Below are 22,928 nucleotides of genomic sequence, written 5' to 3'. Positions count from 1 at the left end.
GGGGTCATGACCCGCGAAGCACCCGCGAACGACGTTGACGAGACACAGCTCGAGGTCGGGAAACCGAAGAGCTGGGCGGCCGGGATCCCCGGGGTCGCCGTCTCCCTGATGCGCGGCATGGAACAGATGGGCGCCGCGCGCACGGTGAAGACGCTGCGCCTGCTGAACCAGCGCGACGGCTTCGACTGTCCCGGTTGCGCCTGGCCGGAGCCGCGCGAGGTCGACGGCGAGCACCGCAAACTCGCGGAGTTCTGCGAGAACGGTGCGAAGGCCGTCGCCGAGGAGGCGACGAAGCGCCGCGTCGGCCGCGAGTTCTTCGCCGCGCACTCCATTCAGGAGCTGGCCGGGAAGACGGACTACTGGCTCGGCCAGCAGGGCCGCATCACCGAGCCGTTCGTGCTGCGCGAAGGCGCGACGCATTACGAGCCGATCTCCTGGGACGACGCGTTCACGCTGGTCGCGGACGAGCTTCGCGCGCTGCAGGACCCGAACGAGGCGATCTTCTACACCTCCGGCCGCACCAGCAACGAGGCCGCGTTCCTCTACCAGCTGCTCGTGCGCTCCTTCGGCACCAACAACCTCCCCGACTGCTCCAACATGTGCCACGAGTCCTCCGGCGCGGCCCTCGCGGCCACGACCGGGATCGGCAAGGGCTCGGTGTCGCTCGCCGACATCCACAAGGCGGACCTGATCGTGGTGGTCGGCCAGAACCCGGGCACCAACCATCCGCGCATGCTGTCCGCGCTGGAGGAGGCCAAGGGCAACGGCGCGAAGATCATGGCGGTCAACCCGCTGCCCGAAGCCGGTCTGATGCGGTTCAAGAACCCGCAGAACGTCCGCGGCGTGGTCGGCAAGGGCACCCCGCTGGCCGACGAGTTCGCGCAGATCCGGCTCGGCGGCGACCTCGCGCTGTTCCAGGCGATCGGTCATCTGCTGCTGAAGTGGGAAGAGGAGACTCCCGGCACGATCGTCGACCGCGCGTTCGTCGAGTCGTCCACCGAGGGGTTCGAGGACTACGCGAAGCATCTGCGGGAGATCGACTGGACCGAGGTCGGCGCCGCGACCGGGCTGCCGCGGGAGCAGATCGAGCGGCTGGCACGGATGATCGCGACGTCGAAGCGGACCATCTACTGCTGGGCGATGGGCCTGACCCAGCACAAGCACGCGGTGCAGACGATCTCCGAGATCGCGAACCTGGCGCTGGTGCGCGGCATGATCGGCGAACCGGGCGCGGGCCTGTGCCCGGTGCGCGGGCACTCCAACGTCCAGGGCGACCGGACGATGGGCATCTGGGAGAAGATGCCCGAGTCCTTTATGGACAGTCTTGACGCCGAGTTCGGCATCAAGGTGCCGCGGGAGCACGGCCACGACACCGTCGCCGCGATCCGCGCGATGCGGGACGGCAAGGGCAAGGTCTTCTTCGCTGTCGGCGGCAACTTCGCGTCCGCCACCCCGGACACGGAGCTGACCGAGAAGGCGCTCAAGTCGTGCTCCCTGACCGCGCACGTGTCGACGAAGCTCAATCGCTCGCACGTCGTCCCGGGCAAGACCGCGTTGATCCTGCCCACCCTCGGCCGCACGGAACGCGATGTCCAGGCCGGCGGCGAGCAGTTCGTCACCGTCGAGGACTCGATGTCGCAGGTGCACACCTCACGCGGCAGGCTGGCCCCGGCCAGTGAGCACCTGCTCTCCGAAGTCGCGATCATCTGTCATCTCGCGGAAGCCCTGCTCGGTGCCGGGCACGCGGTGCCGTGGCGGGACTTCCACGCCGACTACGACCTCATTCGCGACCGGATCGCCCGCGTCGTCCCCGGCTGCCATGACTACAACGCCCGGGTGCGCGAGCCCGACGGGTTCGTCCTCCCGCACGCGCCGCGCGATTCCCGGCAGTTCAACGGAACCGCGAACGGCAAGGCGAACTTCACCGTCTCCGAACTCGAATACCCCGAGGTGCCCGAAGGCAGGCTGCTGCTGCAGACGATGCGCAGCCACGACCAGTACAACACCACCATCTACGGCCTTTCCGACCGCTACCGCGGCATCGAGGACGCGCGGCGCGTGGTGCTCGTGAACCCCGAGGACCTGGTCTCGCTCGGGCTCGCCGACGGCGCGATGGTCGACCTGGTCTCGGAATGGCGGGACGGCGACCGCCGGGCCCCGCGGTTCCGGGTGGTCTCCTATCCGACGGCGAAGGGCTGCGCGGCGGCGTACTTCCCCGAGGCGAACGCGTTGGTGCCGCTGGATTCGGTGGCGGACAAGTCGAACACCCCGGTGTCGAAGGCGATCGTGGTGCGGCTGGAGCCGGTGACCGCACCTTAGGCTGCCCGGTCGGCGGTGTCGGGCGGGCTTGGCCGGGGTCCACCGTGAAGTGGCCAACCCACTTCGCGGAAAGGCCTCGCGCCGCCGGAGATCCTGTCGTTCGCGCGGCACATCGATCTCGAGTGCTACGCCCTGCGCGTCCTCGGCATCCCACCATCCCGTTCCCGCTGACGCTGGGCCATCTCAATCCGGTGCCGGCCGACCGGCCGAAGGTGGACGTCAGCACCGAACCGTCCAGGTGGGCCTTCCGGTGGCGAAGAACGGCAAGGTCCCGCCGGGGGAATGAGCTCGCTCAGTTGATGCACCCGGTGTCGTCGGAGGTGATGGGCTCGTCGGTCCGGACCCCGGCCGCCCCGCCACCCGAAGACACGCCCGGTCCCTTGTAGACCTGGCCGAGGACGACCTGGACATGGCCCGCCGGAACGGAATCGGCCTTCTGGGTTTCCAGCCCGCCGAGCAGCTTCGCGATCTCCGTGGCGGGCCCGGACGCGTCGCTGAACCGGACGACGGAGGTCCGTCGTCCGGTGTCGGCCGTCGCCTCGCCCTTGCCGAATCCCTTCTCCGCCAGGAGATCCGAGACGCGAGCGGCCAGGCCGTCCTTGCCGCTCGCGTTGACGACGTCGACCTTGGGGCCGGCGGGCGCCTGCGACGTCGTGGGCTGGGCACCGATCAGGGACGCGGCGAAGGCCCGCACCTGGGCGGGGTCCACCTGCACGGCGGTCGCGGTCGGTTGCCTGGGGTTGTAGCGGTAGTCGGGGTTGACCACGGGAATCGTGTCGAAGGCGATGCCGCCGCCGGTGACGCCTCGCATCTGCCGGACGAAGTCGAGCAGGTCCCACGAGCCGTCGAGCACGACCGAACGTTTCACCGCGTCGATCAGTTCGGAGAGACGGGCCGGGTTGGCGAGCGTCCCGGCGGAGAGCACCTGCTTCGCCAGCCCGGCGAGGAACACCTGCTGACGGCGGACGCGGTCGAGGTCGCTGCGGGGCAGATCCTCGCGCTGGCGGACGAAGGCGAGCGCGTCGGCGCCCTGGATCGTCTGCTTGCCCGCCTTGAAGTTCGCACCGGACTTGATGTCCTTGGTGTCCCGCTTCAGGCACACCTCGACGCCGCCGACGGCCTTGCTGACGTCGTAGAAACTCTGCAGGTTGACCTCGGCGAAGTGATCGATCTTGACTCCGGTGAGGTCCTCGACCGCCTTCAAGGTCGCCTTCCGCGCGGCCGTGATCGCCACCTTGTCGATCTCCGCCTTGTCGGTCTTGCCCGCCTCGCGCTGCGCACTCGCCGAGGCGAACTTGGCGTGACCGAAGATCCCGTTGATCTTGGTCTTGTCCTTCGTCCCCGGCTCCGCGACCCAAGAGTCGCGCGGGATGGAGAAGGCCTTCACCGCCTTCTGGCCGTTGGGGATGCGGAGCACGATGAGCGTGTCGGTCAGGTCGTCGCCGTTCGCACCCACGCGCAGTTCACGCAGCATCTCCGGGGACAGCGGGTTGCCGTGCTCGTCGGTCCGCGAATCGCGCCCGACCAGCAGGATGTCCAGCGAACCGTCGGCGGGCTGTTCCCCTGGGTCCGGCGCTTCGATCACGTCTTCGCGGGTCACGCCGTCCAGCGACTCCAGCGTCGTGTATCCGTACGCGGTCCCGCCGAACACCGCCACCGCGAGCGCGGCGATCAGGACCTTCCCCAGCTTGTGCACGTTCCTTGGACGCGCGGGAGGCCGTCAGTGCTGCATGAGTGATCCAGTTCACATCCGCAGATGCGACGCGCCGTTCAGGTCGAGGATCGCGCCGGACGCCCACGTGGCCTCGGCGGAAGCGAGGTAGACCACCGCCGCCGCGACCTCCTCCGGCGTGCCGACCCGGCCGAACGGGCTCTCGCCGCGCGCGCCTTCGACCTTCGCCGCGACCCGGTCCGTCGCGGTGAAACCGGGCGCGACCGAGGTCACCGCGATCCCGTGCGGGGCGAGGGCGACGGCGAGCGACTGCCCGAGCGAGTGCAGCGCGGCCTTGCTCGCGCCGTACGCCGGGAACTCGGGCTCGCCCTTGAAGGCGCCCCGCGAGCCGATGTTGACCACCCTGCCTGCCTCTGCGCGCTCGATCATGTGCCGGGTCACGCAGTAGGTCACGTTCGCGGTGCCGAGCACGTTGACGTCGAGCATCCGCCGCCAGGCCCGCTGCCAGTCCTCATAGGACACTTCCGCGAGGGGATGGGCGACCGCCGCGGACGGCGCGAAGGCGGCGTTGTTCACCAGGACATCGACGCCGTCCACCAGCGCCTCCGCCTCGTCGGCGACCCGCTGCGCCACTTCGGGATCCGAGAGGTCGCCCTGGACCAGCCCGTGGCCGGAACCGCGCAGCTCGCCGAGGGTCCGCTCGGCGTCCTCCCGCTTCGAGGCGTAGTGGACGGCGACTCGGTCGCCCTTTTCCGCGAAGGCCCGCGCGATCGCCCGGCCGATACCGCGCGACGCCCCGGTCACCAGAACTCCCACGAGCAGACCTTAGCCGCCGAAGAGCTGGACGACCTTCCGGAACAGTTCGTAGACGCCGTAGGCGAACGGAACCGCGACCCACAGCCAGGCGAAGACCATCAGTCCGGTGCGGCGGCGTTCGGGGGCCTGTCCGGTCATCGGGCCTCACTCCTCGCGGGCTCGCCGGACGACGCCGGCTCGTGGTACTTCGGCTTGACCGGGCGCACCAGTTCGTTGGCCACGAAGCCGACGACCAGCAGGCCGATCATGATGAACAGCGACGTCGTGTAGAGGTCGGGGCCGACCTTGCCCGCCGCCTTCTGGCTGTCGGAGATGGCGTTGACGATGAGCGGCCCGAGCACCCCCGCCATCGACCACGCGGTCAGCAGCCTGCCGTGGATCGCGCCCACCTGGTAGGTGCCGAAGAGGTCCTTCAGGTACGCGGGCACGGTCGCGAAGCCGCCGCCGTAGAACGACAGGATCAGCATGGCGCACAGGACGAACACGAGCTTCGACGCGTTGGTGGTCAGCGCGATCACCAGGTACAGCAGCGCGCCGGCACCGAGGTAGAGCCGGTAGATGTTCTTGCGCCCCACCAGATCCGAAGTGGACGACCAGACGAACCGGCCGAGCATGTTGGTCAGCGAGAGCAACGCGACGAACCCGGCCGCGGCGGCGGTGCCGACCGGTGTCGAGGTCTCGCGGAAGAAGTCCGCGATCATCGGCGACGCCTTCTCCAGGATGCCGATGCCCGCGGTCACGTTGAAGCACAGGACCACCCAGAGCAGCCAGAACTGCGGTGTCCTGAGGGCGTTGCGCGCCGACACGTTCGCGGTGGTGATCATCGCGTTGCCGTGGTCGGTCTTCGGTTCCCAGCCGGACGGCTTCCAGCCGTCGGCGGGAACCCGGACCAGCAGGATGCCGAGGGTCATGAAGACCGCGTAGACCAGGCCGTGCACGAGGAAGGCCGTCGCGACGGTTCCGACCGACCACGGCGCCGCGCCCAGCATCTGCGAGGACCACGGAGAGGCGATCAGCGCACCACCGCCGAAGCCCATGATCGCGATCCCGGTCGCCATCCCCGGCCGGTCCGGGAACCATTTGATCAGCGTCGACACCGGCGAGATGTAGCCGATGCCGAGCCCGATTCCGCCGATCCCGCCCCAGCCGAGGACGACGAGCCAATACTGCGATGTCGCCACGCCGAGCGCGGAAAGCAGGAAACCCGAGCTGAAACAGACCATCGAGACGAACATCGCCCAGCGCGGCCCGTTGCGTTCGACCAGCGTCCCGCCGAACGCGGCCGACAGTCCGAGCATCACGATGCCGAGCTGGAACGGCAGAGCGCTTTCCGTGCCGCTGAGCCCGAGGGTCTTCTCCAGCGGCGGTTTGAAGACGCTCCACGCGTACGCCTGCCCGATCGACAAGTGGACGGCCAGCGCGGCGGGCGGCACCAGCCAGCGGCTCCAGCCCGGCGATGCGACGATGCGGGAACGGTCCAGGAAGCCGACAGCCATCCGGCGCCTCCGTACTCTGAGGATGTGCACTGGGAATGTATTACTTAATTCCCGACGTTGCAGTACTCAAGTGTCGAACAATCGGTCAGAAGGGTGGACAAGTGGGCAGGGTGACGGTGCGGCGTCCGGTGCGGAAGATCTCCGCGGCGAAGGACGTACGGCGGCCCGACGTGCTCGCGGCCGAAGAACCGCTGGAGATCCGCGTCGGCGGCAAGGCACTCGCGGTCACCATGCGGACACCCGGCAACGACGTGGAACTGGCGCACGGGTTCCTGCTGTCGGAGGGCGTGCTCACCTCGCGCGAGGACGTCGCGGTCGCGCGGTACTGCGACGGCGTCGACGACCAGGGCCGCAACACCTACAACGTCTTGGACATCGCGCTGGCCGATGGGGTGGCTCCGCCGGAGACGGGCGTCGAGCGGAACTTCTACACCACGTCCTCGTGCGGCGTCTGCGGCAAGGCCGCGCTCGACGCGGTGAAACTGAAGAGCCGGTTTTCGCCGGAGAAGTCCGAGTTCGCGGTGAGCACCGGAGTACTGTCGAAACTCCCGGACACGCTTCGCGCACACCAAAAGGTCTTCTCCAGCACCGGCGGGCTGCACGCGGCCGCCCTGTTCGACGGTGACGGGAACCTCGCCGTCGTCCGCGAAGACGTCGGCAGGCACAACGCCGTCGACAAGGTCCTCGGCTGGGCGCTGCAGGAGAGCCGGATCCCCGCGTCGGACGTCGGACTGCTGGTGTCCGGCCGCGCCTCGTTCGAACTGGTGCAGAAGGCCGCCATGGCCGGGATCGGCCTGCTGGCGGCGGTTTCCGCGCCGTCGTCGCTGGCCGCGGAACTGGCCGACGAGAACGGCATGACCCTCATCGGTTTCCTGCGTGGCGACAGCATGAACCTCTACAGCGGCGAACAGCGGGTGCTCGGCCTCGTGAGTGGTAAGGACGGTTAGAGAGGGGAAGGTCAAATGTGGCGTGCTGCGTGCTGGAGGCCCGGCCTGCCGGACTGAGCGCGACCCCACTGTCTACAAAGGACACAAAAACACCCCGCGTGCCCGATTTGGGCGCTTTGTGCGGGGGTCGTGAGTGGCGATTCGGGTTCTAACCGTCTTTACCACTCACGACCCCGGCAAGAAGCGGACATCATGACATCAATCGGGCGCGCAATCGGCGTGAAGCCGCCCAGGTGGACACGTCACGCCGGAGCCGGCCGGCAAGCCAGTCCGGAACCCTGTTGTCCAGCGCGGCGATTTCATCACGAAGTCGGCGAAGACGGCCCGCGTGACAGGGAGTCGATCACGCCACGTTTGCCCTTCCCCCCATTAGAACCGTCCCTACCACTCACGAAGACCTTTACTCGGAGGCGACCCAGTTGCCGTGGAAGCCGTTCGGTACCCGGTCCGGCAGGTGCACGGCACCGACGGTCTCCAGGGTCCCCGCGTCCAAAATGGTCAGCTCGCTCTTCTGCGTCGCGGCGTCGTAGACGAAGCCCATCAGCACGCCCTCGTCCTCCCCTGCGTCCACAGAGGACGGAACGAAGACGAACTCCCCCACCTGGCTGCCCGCACCGAATTCCCTCGAAGCGACCGAACGGTTCCACAGGTCGTGCTTGAGCAGTGCACCGGAGGACGCCGATCCGTCCCTTGTGGACACCGAGTAGCCGTAGCGGTGCCGCCGTCCCACCAAACGCTCGTCGACACGCGGGAACTCCTGCCCCTGGTCGTCGAGGCGTTCTTCGACGACCTTGCCGACGGTCAGGTCGATGGTCCAGCGATCCAGGGTCGGCGGGCCCTCTGCGGGTCCGAGCAGTTCCGTGTCGAACATCTTCGGGTGCCGGACGACGTCCAGCACGATGTCGTCGCCGTCGTCGTAGGCGTTCATCGGGTGGAAGACGTAGCACGGCTCGATCTCGAACCAGCGGACGTCGCCGTTGCCGCCGTCGCGCGGCATGACCCCGATCCGCGCCGGGTACCTCGGGTTCCAGCGGTACGGCAGGCCCGCGTTGCCCGAGATCCGCTGACGCAGCTTCGCCCCGAAGGGATCCGGCACCTTCACCTTGCCCACCAACGCGGACATCACGAGCCGCGCGGGCGCGCGCAGGACCGACGGCACGGACGCGGCGACGGCCTGGTCACTGTCGAAGGTGACCGGGAGGTCGTAGAAGACCACGTGCTTCTCGGTCAGGGAGAAGTCGTGCATCATCGGCGAGCCGGCGACCTCGATGTCGACCGTGCGGCGCGCACGGCCTTGCGCGTCGATCACCGAGTACTGGACCTTGTTGCCCGAACCGAAGAAGTACGACACGGCGTGCAGTTCGCCGGTCTCCGGATCACGCTTCGGATGGGCGGTGTATCCGCCCGGCAGCGTGCCGTCGAAGTCGCAGGCACCGACGGTGTCGAGTTCGTCGGTCAGTTCGAAGCTGGTCGCGCCGCCTTCGATCAGCGCGAGGGTCTTACCCGCATGGCCGATCACGTTCGTGTTGGCCCCCAGGGACGCGGTCACACCGCCGCCCCAGCTCTCGCCAAGCTCCCCGGACAGCCGCGGATGGCGCACCCAGCGGTTGCGGTACCACTCGGCGCGGCCGTCCCGCAGCCGGACGCCGTGCACCATGCCGTCGCCCATGAACCAGTGGTAGGTCGCCGGGTCCACTTCGGACAGCGGGTTCGGCCCGTTCCTCAGATAGCGCCCGTCCAGGTACTCCGGGACATGCCCGGTGACGCGCAGTTCGGTGATCGTGTGCTCACGGCTGACCGGGGCGAAGTTGCCTTCGAGGAACTTGTTGCCCATAACTGGCCCCCTAGCGCTGGAATAACGATGTTATATACTCGTTTATAACAGGGTTATGAGACACTGGCAAGCATGGCACCGAAACCCTCCGCCGCCGAGGTCAAGGCCAAGCTGATCGAGGCGGCGATCCGGCTGCTCTCGGACGGCGGCCCCGAGGCGCTCCAGGCCCGCAAGCTGGCGGCCGAGATCGGCGCGTCGACCATGGCCGTGTACACCCATTTCGGCGGGATGGGCGCGCTGGTGGACGAGGTCGCGCGCGAGGGGTTCCGGCGGCTGTCGGCGAATCTGGGCGAAGTCGGGGAAACCGACGACCCGGTGGCCGACATCCTCACCCTGGCGCTGGCGTACCGGCGGACCGTGGTGGACAACCCGCAGCTCTACGCGGTGGCCTTCGGCCAGAGCCAGCCCAGCGGGCAAAAGGCGGCGCTGGGCGACATGACCAAAGAGGAGACCCGCCAGAACGCCAGCGAAGAGGGCATCGAGGCGTTCGGCTTCCTCGTCCGCGCGGCGAAGCGGGTGATCGACACGGGCCGGTTCCGCCCGGCCCCGGAGTTCGCGGTCGCCGCCCAGCTCTGGAGCGCCGTGCACGGCTACATCACGCTGGAGGTCGCCGGCCACTTCGGCGACGGCGACAATGGTGTGGACCACATCCTGATTCCCCTGGCCACCGCCCTCGGCGTGGGTCTCGGCGACACTTACGAGGCCGCGACGCGGTCCGCGCGGATCTCGATCGAGGCCTGGCGCGCGAAAGAGGGAAACATCGGCACCTGATCCGGCGATACCCCGGTCACAGGTCGGTGAATCGTGCAACCTTCGAGCGGAAACGCTCGTCTGACCTGGTGGAAGCTCACGGGGGAACGGGGATCGGTGATCGAGGACGACCAGGGGCACACGACGCTGCCGGGGGTGGACGGCGCCCGCCGGTGGCTGAGCCGTCGTTCCGTGCTGATCGCCGGCGCCTCCGGTCTCGGAGTCGCCGGGCTCGCGGCCGGAACGGCCACCGGAGCCCTCCCGTTCAGCGAAGCGCTCCAGCGGGCACTCGGCGTCGCGTCGCCGACGCCAGCCACCCAGCTGGGCAAGCCCCGCGTCGAACGCGTCTACTCCGAAGCCCGCGGCCGCGAGGTCGATCTCGTGCTCATGCTGCCGACCAAGGCACCGCCCAAGGGCCTGCCGATGTCGCTGATGCTGCACGGTCTCCACGGCACCGCCCGCCACGCGGCCCCGACCGGGCTGCTCAAGCAGCTCAGCAGCGACGTCGCGCGCAAGGCGGTCCCCCCGTTCGGCTTCGTCGCCGTCGACGGCGGTGACCACTACTGGCACGAGAACCAGCCCGGTGACAACCCGATGGCGATGCTGCTCGAAGAGGTCCCTCGCTGGCTGGCCGCACGCGGCCTCGGCGGCCGGGACGGGCAGCCATTCGCCGCCACCGGGCTTTCGATGGGTGGCTTCGGCGCGCTGCTGTACACCCGGCGCCGCCTGGAACGCCGTCGTCCGCCCGCCGCGGTCGCGGCGCTCGCGCCCGCGCTGATCACGTCGTGGGCCGAGATGAGCAAACGGCGCGCGTTCCGTGACGCCGCCGACTGGGGCTCACTGGATCCGTTGCGCCACATCGATGTCACCAAGAGTGTGCCGACCGGCATCTGGTGCGGGACCGAGGACCCGTTCATCGGCGGGGTGCGGAAGTTCATCTCCGAAGCGCGTCCCGTGGTCGCGCACACCGCGCGCGGCAAGCACGGCGACACCTTCAACCGCACGGTCGTGCCGAGCCTGATCGCGTTCCTCGGCAAGCACGTCCCGAAGCACGCCTGAATTCAGACGCGGAAGTAGATCCTGGTCACGGTCGACCCCGGTCTGAGGTACCGCCTGACCAGGTCGGCGACCTGGTTCACCAGCACCAGGCCACGTCCGCCGAGCTGTCCCGGCGAAGCGGGACGACGGCCGGCCAGCGGATCGCTCAAGGTGCCTTCGTCGATGACCTCGCAGAGCACGTGGCCCTCGTCCCGCCAGACACGGACGACACCGTGGCCCGAACCGTGCAGCACGCTGTTGGCGGACAGTTCCGCCACGGCGAGCACGAGATCCTCCACCCGGTCCTGGGCGAGCCCGCTCTCTTCGGCCCTGGTCTGCGCGAACCTGCGCACCGCGGCGAGCCTGCCGAGGTCGAAGCGGAACGCGTCGGCCGACCGCGGCTCGGGCAGCGGCAGGTTGTACTTCTCGACGACCGCGTCGGGCGCGTAGCCCGCGCTCGGGCGATCTCCGCCGGCACCGGACAGGGTCGGATGGGTCCGCTCGGCGTCGGCGAGGACGTCGTCTTCGAGCCGCGTCCGGTCGTAGGGGCACAGGATGCTGAGGTCGCGGTCACCGAAGGCGAAGTTGATCAGCGCTTCGTGCTGCGCGCACGCCGGGTACTCGACGGCCGAGCGGCCCGCCCAGATCGGCTCGCCGATGATCCGGACCGGCCCCGGCCGGTTGTCCGCGAACGCGAGCAGCACACAGGGAAGGATGCGGCCCGGATTCCGGCCCGCTTCGCTCATGTCGATGAGTTCGACCTCGGCGGCGGAATCCCCCAACGCCCTTTCGATCAGGGCCAGGTTCCGGCCTGGCACGGCCACCGCGACAGGCTCGTCGTGCTTCAAGCCCTCCAGGATGTACGGAATCGTACCGTCCAGGTACTCGGAGTCACCGGAGTAGAGCAGGCCCACATGAGAGAAGGGACCCGCAGTGACTGTCACAGAGTCGTCTTACCCCGTTCGGAGAGTTCTGAAACCCTGCTAACGGAGGGAGATCGAAAAAGAGTGCCAGGCCCGATCAGCCGAGCCAGCGTCCCGCCATCGAGATCAACCAGAATCCGGCGAGCGTCGCACCGGTGAACAGGCCGGTCCAGGCGACAAGCGACTGGTTCGCCTCCGCGCTCCGCGCCGCCTTGACGCGGATCAGCGCGTACGCCGAAACGGCGAAGAACGGCAGCGGGATCAGGGGCAGCGGCGAGAGGCGCACGACACCGGCCACCAGGCAGGTCGCCACCAGCACGCCCAGCGCGATCGTCAGCGCGCGCGGGATCCACGGATGCCCGCGGTAGGCCCCGACGACGATGCGTTCGGTGAGCTCGACGAGTCCCCTGACCTCGCGCGGACTCGCGGCTGCCAGCTCGGGAGCCTCGTTCTCGTCCTTCGTGGGAGTCAGCGGCACCTTCGCATCCTATCCCGGTCCGGTCACCGGCCAGACCGGGCCGGAGAAACCGACGCCCCGGCCGGAAGGATCCGGCCGGGGCGTCGGTGACGACAGCGTACTTTCAAAGATGCGTTCTCTAGGCGGACTTCTCGCCGCGCTCGCTGCTGCGACGGCGTGACGGCTGACGCGCCACGATCGTCGGGTTCACGTTCTCGCGGACGGTCTGCTCGGTGATGACGACCTTCGCGACGTCGTCGCGGCTGGGGATGTCGTACATGACCGGCTGCAGGACCTCTTCCATGATCGCGCGCAGGCCACGGGCGCCGGTGCCGCGGAGCACGGCCTGGTCGGCGATGGCCTCGAGCGCGGTCTTGGTGAACTCCAGCTCGACGTTGTCCATCTCGAAGAGCTTCTTGTACTGCTTCACCAGCGCGTTGCGCGGTGTGGTCAGGATGCTGACCAGCGAGTCCTTGTCGAGGTGGGTCACCGTCGCGACGACCGGGAGGCGGCCGATGAACTCCGGGATCAACCCGAACTTGATCAGGTCCTCCGGCATGGTGTCGGAGAAGATGTCGCTCTCGTCGATCTCGGCTTTGGTGCGGATCTCCGCGCCGAAACCGAGGCCGCGCTTGCCGACCCGCTCGTTGATGATCTTCTCCAGCCCGGCGAACGCGCCTGCCACGATGAACAGCACGTTCGTCGTGTCGATCTGGATGAACTCCTGGTGCGGGTGCTTGCGGCCGCCCTGCGGCGGCACCGACGCGGTGGTGCCCTCGAGGATCTTCAGCAGCGCCTGCTGCACACCCTCGCCGGACACGTCGCGGGTGATCGACGGGTTCTCCGACTTCCGGGCGATCTTGTCGACCTCGTCGATGTAGATGATGCCCGTCTCGGCGCGCTTGACGTCGTAATCCGCCGCCTGGATCAGCTTGAGCAGGATGTTCTCGACGTCCTCGCCCACGTACCCGGCTTCGGTGAGCGCCGTGGCGTCCGCGATCGCGAACGGGACGTTCAGCATCTTCGCGAGGGTCTGGGCCAGATAGGTCTTGCCGCAGCCCGTCGGGCCCAGCATCAGGATGTTGGACTTCGCCAGTTCGACGGTCTCGTCCTTGGAATCCTTGGGCCCGGCCTTGTCGTCGGACTGCACACGCTTGTAGTGGTTGTACACCGCCACGGCCAGCGACCGCTTCGCGTCGTCCTGGCCGATGATGTACTGCTCGAGGAACTCGTGGATCTCGGCGGGTTTGGGCAGCTCGTCGAGCTTGACCTCACCGGCCTCGGCCAGTTCCTCTTCGATGATCTCGTTGCAGAGATCGATGCACTCATCGCAGATGTAGACCCCGGGGCCGGCAATGAGCTTCTTCACCTGCTTTTGGCTCTTGCCGCAGAAAGAACATTTCAGCAGGTCGCCGCCGTCACCGATCCGTGCCATGGCCGTTGACCTCGTCCCCTCCGGCGCGATATGCGCCTGACTGTCTTACCGCCCCGGTCACGGATGACCGCTCGGAGCCTCACACACTGCCACTGACGGTACCCGCCCGATGCCGTCGGCGGGAGAACCAACGCCACATCTGAGCACGCCAGAAGCTGACCATAGACCAGGGATCCGGTGCGTGTCGTCTCCCGACACGCACCGGTCCCCTCCCGCGATCAGCTGCTCGAAGCCTTGCGGTACTCGAGCACCTCGTCGACGATCCCGTACGCCTTGGCCTCGTCGGCCGTCAGGATCTTGTCGCGCTCGATGTCCTTCTTGACCTCGTCGGCGTCCTTGTTCGTGTGCTTCGCCAGGATGACCTCCATCTGGCGCCGCACCCGCTGGATCTCGTTGGCCTGGATCTCCAGGTCCGACACCTGGCCGTACGTGCCCTCGGTGGCGGGCTGGTGGATCAGCACACGCGAGTTCGGCAGGGTGAACCGCTTGCCGGGGGTACCGGCGGCCAGCAGCACCGCGGCGGCCGAAGCGGCCTGGCCGATGCACATGGTGACGATGTCGGGGCGGACGTACTGCATCGTGTCGTAGATCGCCATCAGCGCGGTGAAGGAGCCACCGGGCGAGTTGATCAGGATCATGATGTCGCGGTCCGGGTCCTCGTGCTCGAGGTGCAGCAGCTGGACCATGACGTCGTTCGCCGACGCGTCGTCGATCTGCACGCCGAGCATGATCTGGCGCTCTTCGTACAGCTTGTTGTACGGGTTCGATTCCTTGATGCCGTAGCTCGTGCGCTCGACGTACGAGGGCAGGACGTACCGCGACTGCGGCAGCTGGAGCCGCGACTGCATCCCGGGCACCTGCGACCCGTTCGGAAGCTGGAAGTCGTTCATTGAAATTCTCCTGTGTGCCGGGCGCGGATCAGCTGTTGGGAAGCGGGTTCTCACGAGTGAGGACCTGGTCCACGAAGCCGTAGTCCTTCGCCTCCTGCGCGGTGAACCAGCGGTCGCGGTCACCGTCCTTGACGATCTGCTCGACCGTCTGGCCGGTCTGCTCGGCGGTGATCCGGGCCAGCTCCTGCTTCCACTTGCCGAACACCTCGGCCTGGATGGCGATGTCGGAGGCCGTACCGCCGACCCCCGCGGAGGGCTGGTGCATGAGGATGCGCGCGTGCTGCAGCGCGTACCGCTTGCCGGGCGTGCCGGAGGAGAGCAGGAACTGCCCCATCGACGCGGCCAGGCCCATCGCGTAGGTCGCGACGTCCGGGCGGATCAGCTGCATGGTGTCGTAGATCGCGAAACCCGCGGTGACCGAGCCACCGGGCGAGTTGATGTAGAAGCGGATGTCCGACTCGGAGTCGTCTGCGTCGAGCAGCAACAACTGGGCGGTGATCCGGTTGGCGACCTCGTCGTTGACCTCGGAGCCGAGGACGACGATGCGCTCCTGGAGCAACCGCTCGAAGACCGAGTCGGTGAGGTTGAGCCCTGCGGTACCGGTCCGCGCCTGGGGCGTGTGCTGCGTCACGTCATGCCTGCCTTTTCGCCGACGGCGGCGGGTGGAACCTTCGCCGCCGCGTATGTCCAGATGCTTGAGATCTTGCAACCGACCCTAACGAACTTGGGCGGTGCAGAATGCCTGACACCGCCCAAGTTCGCTTACAGCTTTACGGTCCGTTTCGGACGGACCGGATATTCCCTACTCGGCCGCAGTCTTCGCGGGTTCCTCGGTGACCTGCGTCTCCTCGGTTGCGGGACCGAAGAGCTCTTCGAGGTCGACCGTGGCGCCGGAAGCGTCGGTCACGGTGGTCTTGCGGACCACCGAGGCCAGCGCCTTGCCGCGACGGACGTCGGCGTAGATCGCGGTCAGCTGGCCGGACTGCTGCGCCCGCTGGACGTACTCGTCCGGGCTGACGCCGAAGCGCTGCGCCTGGTAGATGATCCGTTCGGTGAGCTCGCCGTCGTTGACCGACGTCTGCTCGGCGTCGGCGATGCTGTCCAGCAGCAGCTGCGTGCGGACCGCCTTCTCCGACTCCTCGCGGACCTCGGTGTCGAACTCCTCGATCGTGCGGCCTTCGGCCTCGAGCGCCTTCGCGAACTGCGCCTCGTCGTGGTCGAAGGGGTGGATCGCGTCGTGCTTGCGGTTCTCGATCTCGGCCTCGAGGACCTTCTCCGGGATCGCGACCTCGGTGCGCTCGAGCAGCTCCTCGAGGACCTTGTCGCGGGCCTGGACGCCCTGCTGCATCTTCTTGACGCGGCCGAGCCGCTCGCGAAGGTCGGCCTTCAGCTCGTCGATCGTGTCGAACTCGCTCGCCATCTGGGCGAACTCGTCGTCCGCCTCGGGCAGCTCGCGCTGCTTGATGGTCTGCACGGTGACGGTGACGTCGGCGTCCTTGCCGGTGTGCTCGCCGGCGACCAGCTTCGTGGTGAAGGTCTTGGTCTCGCCGGCGTTCGCGCCGATGATCGCCTCGTCGATGCCGTCGACGAGCTGGCCGGAGCCGATCTCGTAGGACAGGCCGGTGGTCGAGGCCTCCTCGACCTCCTGACCGTCGACGGTGGCCGCGAGGTCGATCGAGACGAAGTCGCCGTTCTCGGCCGGGCGGTCGACACCGGTGAGCGTGCCGAACCGGGCGCGCAGCTCGTCGAGCTGCTCGTCGACCTCCGCGTCGGTCAGTTCGACGTCGTCGACGCTGACCGAGAAGCCCTCGAGGTCGGGCAGCGAGATCTCCGGGCGGATGTCGACTTCGGCGGTGAACTCGAGGACCTCACGGTCCTCCAGCTTGGTCACCTCGAACTCGGGCTGGCCCAGCGTGCGGACCTCGCCCGCGCGCACGGCTTCCATGTACTTGGCCGGAATGACCTCGTTGACGACCTCGTCGAGCACCGGGGCTCGCCCGATCCGGCTTTCCAGCACGCGAGCCGGCGCCTTGCCCGGACGGAAGCCGGGGATGCGCACCTGCTGGGCGATCTTGCGGTAGGCGCGGTCGAAGTTCGGCTTGAGCTCGTCGAACGGCACCTCGACATTGATCTTGACTCGCGTCGGGCTGAGCTGCTCGACGGTGCTCTTCAACGTATTCTCCTCGAGCGGTAAACGATGTGTTTGAGCATCCGCATGTCGTCGACGGCGGATGTGCCCTGGTCACCTTGCAGACCGGGCCGACCGAGTCTAGGCCGTGTCCTGTGGGTCTGTTCGATGGGGTTCGTGATCCAGGTGGTTCCCGGCGGTGCGGGCGGATCGGCCTCGTACCGGGTCGTACTCGGCCGCGTCCGCCCGTGCCGTGTCGCTCGCCGGTCCGTTCCCGGGGCCATCACCACCGCCTCGTGCTCGGTCACCATGCCCAGCAGAGCTTTCGGGGCGTGTCCGGCGAACCACCCACCGACCACCCGATCGGACCAGTTTTCGGTTCTTCTCTGTTACGAACCGACCCTTTCCTGGACACGGATGCGTGCCACGCTTCACCATCGGGCGCCATGACGAGGCGTTTCGGCGATCGGATGAAGTTTACAAACCAATACTAATTGTCTACGGTGTGACAGCTTGTCCCGGTAGCATCGACCGAGGGGAACGATCGATGACCGTCGCCGTAACCCGGTCCGAGGACACGGGGGAATCACCCGAGAGAAGACTGAGACGCGGCGTGCCCAACCCGCGTCTTCCGCTGCCGGTGGTCTCGGTGCCGACAGTGTTGTTGTTCATCGGCGGCGCCATGGTCTGGACGGGCGCCACCTGGCTGGTCGTCAACGAGACCGGGCCGCTCTGGGTGACCATTCCCCTGCACGCGCTCGTCACCTTCACCATGTTCACCGTGCTGCACGAGTCGACGCACCACGCGGCCGGGCAGCTCACCTGGGTCAACGAACTGCTCGGCAGGCTCGCGATGCCGTTCGTGGCGGCCTACGGCTCCTTCCCCCTGGTGCGGTACATCCATCTGGAGCACCACCGCAACACCAACGAGGACGCCCACACCGATCCCGACGCCTGGACCGCGCACGGCCCCTGGTGGCAGTTGCCGCTGCGCTGGCTGACCATCGACTTCTGGTACGCCCGCTTCTACGTGGCGCGGCAGCGCACGCGGCCGCCGTCGGAGCGGGCCGAGACCGCGGCCGTGGTCACGCTGAGCCTCGCCGCGTTCGCCTGGCTGACCGTGAGCGGTCACGGCTGGGAACTGCTGATGGTCTACCTGATCCCGCAACGCGTCGGACTGGCCGTGCTGGCCTGGTGGTTCGACTGGCTGCCGCATCACGACCTCGGCGCGCGGCGGCAGAACCGGTTCGGCGCCACGCGCGTCCGCGTCGGGCTCGAATGGCTGATGACACCGATCATGCTGTGCCAGAACTACCACCTGGTGCACCATCTCCACCCGGCGATCCCGTTCTACCGGTACCTGCGCACGTGGCGGGACAACCGCGACGCGTACCTCGCCAGGGACGTCCCGATCGCGACCCCGTGGGGCCGCGATCTGACGTCGTCGGAGTATCGCGAATGGCGTCAGCTCACCGGCTCGTTCGACGAGGAACCGCCCGCACCGCAGCCCCGGCGGCCGAGCCGGTTCCATTCGCTGCGGGTCGCCGAGGTCCGGCCGTTGTGCGAGGGCGCCGTCACCGTGACGTTCGACGTCCCGGAACGGCTGCGGGAGACCTTCCGGTTCACCCCCGGCCAGCACCTCGTCATCCGCGCGGAGGTCGACGGCGAAGAGGTGCGGCGCGCCTACTCGATCTGCTCGACGCCGGACTCCGGTGTGCTGCGGATCGCGATCAAGCATCAGCTCGGCGGCGCGTTTTCGACGTTCGCCAACACGGAACTCGCGGCGGGCGACGCGCTGGACGTCCTGCCCCCGGACGGCGAGTTCACGCTGACCCCGGCGCGGAGTCGCGCGGGCCGGTACGTCGCGCTCGCCGCGGGCAGCGGGATCACGCCGATCCTGTCGATCCTGACCGCGACCTTGCAGGACGAGCCGAACAGCAAGGCGACCCTGCTCTACATCAACACCTCCGGCGCCAGCACGATGTTCGCCGACGAACTCGGTGCCCTCGCCGCGCGGCTGGGCGGGCGGCTGCACGTCGTGCACTACCGCACCGACGAACGCGACCCGGACCTGCGCGCGCAACGACTCGAGAGGCCGTTCGACATCGTGGGCGAGGCGCTCGCCATCTCGCACGAGCGCTACCAGCGCGGCCGCCTGGACGGCACCCGTCTCCGCGCGCTGCTGCAGTCGCGGCTGCACCCGGCGAAGGTGGACGAGTGGTTCCTGTGCGGCCCGCGCGACCTCGTCGACATGGCCCGCCGGACCCTCGCGGACCGGGACGTGCCCGAGGAGAACGTCCATTTCGAGCTGTTCCAGGGCGCGCTTCCCGTCCGCCCCTCACGGCGGCCGGGCCCGACGCTGACGGTGACCGCGGGCGGGAAGACCGCCGAAATCCCCGCGACGGTGGGCGAAACCGTGCTCAGCGCCGCGCTCCGGCACGGCGTCGACGCGCCGTACGCGTGCATCGGCGGGGCCTGCGGCACCTGCCGGGCGACGGTGGTGCGGGGCAGCGCGCGGATGGACGTGCACTACGCGCTCGGGGACGACGAGGTCGCGGCGGGGCGGATCCTGACCTGCCGGGCGGTGGCCACCTCTCCCGAGCTGGGCGTGGACTACGACCGCTGACGCTTCCCAGCGACGCCGGAGGGTAGTGAAGGCCTCCTTCACTACCCTCAGGGTAGGCAAGGAGGCCTTCACGGACCGGCCTCCACCACAGAAGCACACAGCGGGCTCACAGGCGGGACACAACGCGCGCATACGACCGCGGCGCACGCTCGGCTCATGGCAACCGGCTCGGCCCCGTCCACCGGCCCGCGCCGGTGGCCCCGGCCCGGGCGGCTTTCCCTGCGCGCCAAGCTGACCGGCTCGATGGTGCTGCTGCTCACCTTCGTCTGCCTGGTGATCGGCGTCGCCGGCGAGATCGCCTTGCGGTCGTTCCTCACCCGCCAGATCGACGATCAGCTCTCGGCCGCGTCGGCCCGCGCCCACGACTTCGCGAGACGGTCACCGGAGGACGGCCTCGGTCCCGATCCGCTCAACGCGCCGGGCCAGGCCTCCGGGACGCTCAGCGTGCGCTTGTCCGGTGACCGGGTGTTGTACGCGGGAGTCCTTACCGTGCAAGGACTTCCCCAGGGCCTCTCGGCCGAGCAGGAGTCCGGCCTGTTCATGATCCCGGCGGACCGGCCACCACTGACACTGACGCTCGGCGGCCTGGGCGACTACCGCGTGCAAGCCGTCTCGATCCCGGGTGGCGTGGTCGTCACCGGGCTCCCGCTCGCGCCGATGCAGGACACCTTGACCACCGTCCGGTGGATCCTGTTCGGGGTCGCGGCGGCGGGGGTCGCCGGCGCCGGGTTCCTCGGCGCGTTCGCGGTCCGGCGCACGCTGCGGCCGCTCGACCGGGTCGCGGCGACCGCGGGCCGGGTGTCGGCCATGCGGCTCGACCGCGGACAGGTAGCGCTTTCCGTGCGGGTGCCCGAGATCGACACCGATCCGCGGACCGAGGTGGGCCAGGTCGGTTCGGCGCTGAACCTCATGCTCGGGCATATCGCGCGGGCGCTGGAAGCACGGCACGCCAGCGAGACCCGGGTCCGCCGGTTCGTCGCCGACGCGAGCCACGAGCTTCGCACCCCGCTCGCGGCGATCCGCGGGTACGCCGAACTCGCCGGCCGCGGCAGCGCGCTGGCGCCGCCGGAGGTCGCTCACTCGATGTCCCGGATCCAGTCCGAGGCCGCGCGGATGACGACCCTGGTCGAGGATCTCCTGCTCCTGGCGAGACTCGACGCGGGACGGCCACTCGAAGCGGGCGAACTCGACCTGACCCGGCTGGCCGCGGACGCGGTCGGCGACGCGTATGTCGCAGGCCCGGAGCACCGCTGGGAACTGCGGCTCCCGCCGGGCCCGGTGCTCGTCCGCGGTGACGTCCAGCGTCTGCATCAGGTACTGGCGAACCTGCTGTCCAACGCGCGCACGCACACCCCGCCGGGCACCACGGTGATCACCGCGCTGACCCGCTCGCCCGGCGGGGCCGCGGTGCTGACCGTCACCGACGACGGCCCCGGTATCGCGCCCGAACTCCTGCCGAGCGTGTTCGAGCGGTTCGCCCGCGGCGACTCCTCCCGGTCCCGGACCGCGGGCAGCACCGGGCTCGGGATGGCGATCGCGTCGGCCATCGTCGTGGCCCATCACGGCACGATCGAGGTGCACAGCCGTCCGGGACGCACCGAGTTCGCCGTCCGGCTGCCGGTGATCGGCTCCTCACAGCGGGTGCACAGCTTCGGCACAACCACGCCCCAGGTCGGCCCCCGACGCTGACGCCATGACCCTCCTCGCCTCCCGCGACGAAGCCGATCGAACCGCTCACCCCGCCCGGGACAAACCGGCCGATCCGCGCTGGGTCCGGCCGTCCGTGGCCGCGCTTCTGCTCGCGACCGCCGTCCTGTATCTCTGGAACCTCGGGGAATCCGGCTGGGCCAACGCCTTCTACTCCGCGGCCGCGCAGGCCGGTTCGGCGAGCTGGAAGGCGTTGTTCTTCGGTTCCAGCGACGCCGCGAACGCGATCACGGTCGACAAGACACCGGCCGCGTTGTGGGTGATGAGCCTTTCCGCGCGCCTGTTCGGCGTCGATTCCTGGAGCGTCCTGGTGCCGCAGGCGTTGATGGGCGTCGGTTCGGTGGCGTTGCTGTTCGCCGCGGTGCGCCGGACTTCCGGTCCGGCGGCGGGTCTGCTGGCGGGTACCGTCCTCGCGCTCACCCCGGCCGCCGCGCTGATGTTCCGGTTCAACAATCCCGACGCGCTGCTCGTCCTGCTCCTGACCGCGGGCGCCTACTGTGTCGTCCGCGCGCTGGAGAAGGCGAGCCCGCGCTGGCTGGCGCTGGCCGGGGTCGCCATCGGTTTCGGCTTCCTCGCCAAGATGCTGCAGGCGTTCCTGGTACTGCCCGCGTTCGCGCTCGCCTACCTGATCGCCGCGCCGGCGCCGGTGGGCCGCCGCCTGCTGCACCTGCTCGGCGCTTTGAGCTCAACCCTCTTGTCAACCGGCTGGTACCTCGCCGTCGTCGCGCTGTGGCCCGCCGCCGACCGGCCGTACATCGGCGGCTCGCAGGAGAACAGCCTGTGGGAGCTGGCTTTCGGCTACAACGGGCTCGGTCGCATCACCGGCGACGAGGTCGGCAGTGTCGGCGGAAGCCCCAACGGCGGCTGGGGCGGCACGGGCTGGGACCGGTTGTTCGGCAGCGAGATGGCGGGCGGGATCGCGTGGCTGCTTCCGGCCGCCGTCGTCGCGCTGGCCGCCGGGCTGTGGTTCACCCGCCGCGCGCCACGCACCGATCGCGGGCGTGCGGCGCTGATCGTCTGGGGTGGCTGGTTCCTGGTGACCGCCGTGGTGTTCAGCTATATGGGCGGCATCATCCACGCGTACTACACGATCGCGCTCGCGCCTGCCGTCGCCGCTCTCGTCGGGATCGCGAGCACCCAGTTGTGGCGCGCGCGAGGGAATCCGGCCGCCGCGGGCACCCTGAGCGCCGGGATCGGCTTGACCGCGTTGACGGCGTACCTCCTGCTGTCACGGCGATCCGAGTGGCTTCCCGGGTTGTCGATCGCGATTCTCGTGTCCGGTCTCCTGTGCGCTCTTCTGGTGTTCTTCGCCTCGCGATTGCCCGACGTGGCAAGGCGACTGGTCGCCGTCGGCGCTCTGGTCACCGTTCTCGCGGGCACCGGCGCGTACACCGTCGCGACGGCCGCCACGCCGCACTCCGGCGCTCTTCCCTCCGCAGGGCCGGAAACGGGCGGGGGTATGCGGATGGGTGGCGCCGGCGGACTGCTCGGGACGAGCCTGCCCGGAGACGACCTCGCCGCCCTGATCCGGCAGGACAGTGCGAAGTACACCTGGGCGGCGGCGACCGTGGGCTCCAACAACGCGGCGGGCTATCAGCTCGGCAGCGGCGCGCCGGTGATGGCCGTCGGCGGGTTCAACGGCACGGATCCGGCTCCGACACTGGAACAGTTCCAGCACTACGTCCGAAGTGGACGGATCCACTACTTCCTCGGCGAAGGCATGATGATGCGCGGGGAGACCGGCAGCGACGCCGCCGAGCGGATCGCCGCCTGGGTCGCGGACACCTACACACCGGCCACTGTGGACGGTGTCACCGTCTACGACCTGAGCCGGTGAATCCCGTGACAGGACACAGCGACCGCACAGCTCGGGCACAAGGCGACCTCAGC

At 68.8% G+C, this 22,928-nt stretch carries 18 protein-coding genes; 7 read left to right on the top strand and 11 right to left on the bottom strand.

Annotation, left to right across the window (positions count from 1 at the left end; all coding sequences use genetic code 11):
- The first annotated feature begins 6 nt into the window (after window positions 1–6).
- On the top strand, window positions 7–2,319 hold the full coding sequence (locus AC0685_RS24400; protein WP_478227648.1) for an FdhF/YdeP family oxidoreductase: 2,313 nt from the start codon (window positions 7–9) through the stop codon (window positions 2,317–2,319).
- A 292-nt stretch (window positions 2,320–2,611) separates the two neighbouring features.
- On the opposite strand, the gene AC0685_RS24395 is transcribed toward AC0685_RS24400, so the two are convergent.
- The 4 genes from AC0685_RS24395 to AC0685_RS24380 are packed head-to-tail and all read right to left on the bottom strand — an operon-like array spanning window position 2,612 to window position 6,303.
- Window positions 2,612–4,015 (bottom strand): LCP family protein, encoded by a 1,404-nt coding sequence (locus tag AC0685_RS24395; RefSeq protein ID WP_478227647.1) that lies wholly within the window; start codon window positions 4,013–4,015, stop codon window positions 2,612–2,614.
- A gap of 48 nt (window positions 4,016–4,063) precedes the next feature.
- On the bottom strand, window positions 4,064–4,807 hold the full coding sequence (locus AC0685_RS24390) for an SDR family NAD(P)-dependent oxidoreductase (RefSeq protein ID WP_478227646.1): 744 nt from the start codon (window positions 4,805–4,807) through the stop codon (window positions 4,064–4,066).
- Window positions 4,808–4,816: 9 nt separating this feature from the next.
- Complete coding sequence (locus tag AC0685_RS24385; protein WP_340685516.1) at window positions 4,817–4,945, bottom strand: MFS transporter small subunit; 129 nt, start codon at window positions 4,943–4,945, stop codon at window positions 4,817–4,819.
- Complete coding sequence (locus AC0685_RS24380; RefSeq protein ID WP_478227645.1) at window positions 4,942–6,303, bottom strand: L-lactate MFS transporter; 1,362 nt, start codon at window positions 6,301–6,303, stop codon at window positions 4,942–4,944. Before AC0685_RS24380 ends, AC0685_RS24385 begins: the two co-directional genes overlap by 4 nt.
- Window positions 6,304–6,404: 101 nt before the next feature.
- Here AC0685_RS24380 and fdhD point away from each other — a divergent pair, with 101 nt between their 5' ends.
- On the top strand, window positions 6,405–7,250 hold the full coding sequence (gene fdhD / locus AC0685_RS24375; protein WP_478227644.1) for a formate dehydrogenase accessory sulfurtransferase FdhD: 846 nt from the start codon (window positions 6,405–6,407) through the stop codon (window positions 7,248–7,250).
- A 400-nt stretch (window positions 7,251–7,650) separates the two neighbouring features.
- On the opposite strand, the gene AC0685_RS24370 is transcribed toward fdhD, so the two are convergent.
- Window positions 7,651–9,084: a carotenoid oxygenase family protein gene (locus AC0685_RS24370; RefSeq protein WP_478227643.1), complete on the bottom strand. Its 1,434-nt coding sequence runs from the start codon at window positions 9,082–9,084 to the stop codon at window positions 7,651–7,653.
- Between the two features lie 72 nt (window positions 9,085–9,156).
- Here AC0685_RS24370 and AC0685_RS24365 point away from each other — a divergent pair, with 72 nt between their 5' ends.
- Window positions 9,157–9,855 carry a TetR/AcrR family transcriptional regulator gene (locus tag AC0685_RS24365; RefSeq protein WP_478227642.1) on the top strand — a complete coding sequence of 233 codons (699 nt, stop codon included), beginning with the start codon at window positions 9,157–9,159 and terminating at the stop codon, window positions 9,853–9,855.
- A 96-nt stretch (window positions 9,856–9,951) separates the two neighbouring features.
- Entirely contained in the window at window positions 9,952–10,893 is a 942-nt protein-coding gene (locus AC0685_RS24360; RefSeq protein WP_478227641.1) for an alpha/beta hydrolase, read from the top strand.
- Between the two features lie 2 nt (window positions 10,894–10,895).
- Here the strand turns inward: AC0685_RS24360 and AC0685_RS24355 are convergent, their stop codons facing one another.
- The 6 genes from AC0685_RS24355 to tig form a co-directional block, all read right to left on the bottom strand.
- Window positions 10,896–11,816: an anti-sigma factor RsbA family regulatory protein gene (locus AC0685_RS24355; RefSeq protein ID WP_478227640.1), complete on the bottom strand. Its 921-nt coding sequence runs from the start codon at window positions 11,814–11,816 to the stop codon at window positions 10,896–10,898.
- Between the two features lie 76 nt (window positions 11,817–11,892).
- On the bottom strand, window positions 11,893–12,273 hold the full coding sequence (locus AC0685_RS24350; RefSeq protein WP_478227639.1) for a hypothetical protein: 381 nt from the start codon (window positions 12,271–12,273) through the stop codon (window positions 11,893–11,895).
- Window positions 12,274–12,391: 118 nt separating this feature from the next.
- Window positions 12,392–13,687 (bottom strand): ATP-dependent Clp protease ATP-binding subunit ClpX, encoded by a 1,296-nt coding sequence (gene clpX, locus AC0685_RS24345; protein WP_016332355.1) that lies wholly within the window; start codon window positions 13,685–13,687, stop codon window positions 12,392–12,394.
- A 218-nt stretch (window positions 13,688–13,905) separates the two neighbouring features.
- Window positions 13,906–14,577 carry an ATP-dependent Clp protease proteolytic subunit gene (locus tag AC0685_RS24340; protein WP_340687665.1) on the bottom strand — a complete coding sequence of 224 codons (672 nt, stop codon included), beginning with the start codon at window positions 14,575–14,577 and terminating at the stop codon, window positions 13,906–13,908.
- Window positions 14,578–14,605: 28 nt separating this feature from the next.
- Entirely contained in the window at window positions 14,606–15,208 is a 603-nt protein-coding gene (locus tag AC0685_RS24335) for a ClpP family protease (RefSeq protein ID WP_016332353.1), read from the bottom strand.
- Window positions 15,209–15,379: 171 nt separating this feature from the next.
- On the bottom strand, window positions 15,380–16,750 hold the full coding sequence (tig, locus tag AC0685_RS24330; RefSeq protein WP_340687664.1) for a trigger factor: 1,371 nt from the start codon (window positions 16,748–16,750) through the stop codon (window positions 15,380–15,382).
- A 568-nt stretch (window positions 16,751–17,318) separates the two neighbouring features.
- Between tig and AC0685_RS24325 the strand changes: the two genes are divergently transcribed.
- The 3 genes from AC0685_RS24325 (at window position 17,319) to AC0685_RS24315 (ending at window position 22,875) form a co-directional block, all read left to right on the top strand.
- Complete coding sequence (locus AC0685_RS24325; RefSeq protein ID WP_478227763.1) at window positions 17,319–19,331, top strand: fatty acid desaturase; 2,013 nt, start codon at window positions 17,319–17,321, stop codon at window positions 19,329–19,331.
- Between the two features lie 156 nt (window positions 19,332–19,487).
- Window positions 19,488–21,020, top strand: a complete 1,533-nt coding sequence (locus AC0685_RS24320; RefSeq protein ID WP_478227638.1) for a sensor histidine kinase — start codon at window positions 19,488–19,490, stop codon at window positions 21,018–21,020.
- Between the two features lie 4 nt (window positions 21,021–21,024).
- Window positions 21,025–22,875, top strand: a complete 1,851-nt coding sequence (locus tag AC0685_RS24315; protein ID WP_478227637.1) for an ArnT family glycosyltransferase — start codon at window positions 21,025–21,027, stop codon at window positions 22,873–22,875.
- Window positions 22,876–22,928: the final 53 nt, after the last annotated feature.

Source organism: Amycolatopsis sp. NPDC043889 (assembly GCF_056435645.1).
The sequence above is the reverse complement of the archived record's forward strand: the minus strand, read 5'-3'. Positions and strand labels throughout refer to the sequence as shown.